We start from the raw sequence: 1,016 nt of genomic DNA, 5'->3' as shown, positions 1-1,016 counted from the left end.
GTTGTGCCGAGGGTTTCGTTCACTTCCGGCTGGACATAGTTGGACAGTTCGTTGGCAAAGATGTTGTGGTTATCGCCCTGCCCGCTAAGGGTATAGAGCGCGGACACGTTTTCAGAACGCTTGCCGTCCACCATCAATTTCAGCGCCAGCCCCGGTGCAAAGCCACGGTCTGATGGGTCGCCGGTAACAGACAATCTCAGCAGGCCGTGATCTGCCCCCTGGAACAGGCCGGTGTAGCCATGGCCTGCCGTCGGCACGAACTGCACCTTGGCCAGGGCACCGCGAGGGTGAATCGGCTTGCTGTAGCCCGGCGGGCTCACGTCGGTCACATCCTGCACCTTCTTCCACAGGACGGAGTTGATCAGGCCACCAATATCGATGGGTTCGATGGCCGGCACTTCACCGTCTTCGTAGCTGGTACGCAGGGCGCCGTTGACCCACAGGTGGTCCTGTTTCGCCTGGGCAGACCAGGATTGATAATCCTCGGGAATTTTCAGGCCCCAGGGCTTGAAGGCGTTATCCATGCCCACCAGGCTGCTGGCCAGGTTCGGGTAGTGGCGACGGATGATGTCGACCATGGTGTTCTCTTCCACCCAGTCGATCCCTTCAGCGGTGTACACCTCGTCAGTGTAATCGGTGGTGAAGAAGCGGTCGGTCATCAGGCGACGTGACGCATTGAGGATGAAGATCTGGAAAGACGTTTCACCAAAGCCAAAGCCTTCCGGGCGCGTCTCTTCTGCCAGCTGGCCCACCAGGGTATCGATCATTTCGATATCGTTGTTGTACAGCGCCTTCAGGTCAGCCACCAGCTGCGGATCACTGGACAACTGCTCGAAGCTGGTAATCGGCTTGAGGCCGATTTGGCGACGGAACTCGTTGTAACGGGGCACGCCACGTTCACGGTCACGCAGCACGTCGATGGCCGCCATATCAATGTCGCCAATCAACGGCATGGACAGGTTACGCAGGAAGTCCGGGTAGTTGTTCAGTGTCAGCGCACCCGGGTGGGTGATACC

The 1,016-nt window shown here is 58.8% G+C and carries 1 protein-coding gene; it reads right to left on the bottom strand.

Annotated elements, in window-relative coordinates:
* Positions 1 to 1,016: peroxidase family protein (locus A3730_RS27020; protein ID WP_304439539.1), on the bottom strand; the 1,016-nt coding region annotated here is incomplete at both ends.

This window comes from Alcanivorax sp. HI0044 (assembly GCF_001634945.1).
The sequence above is the reverse complement of the archived record's forward strand: the minus strand, read 5'-3'. Positions and strand labels throughout refer to the sequence as shown.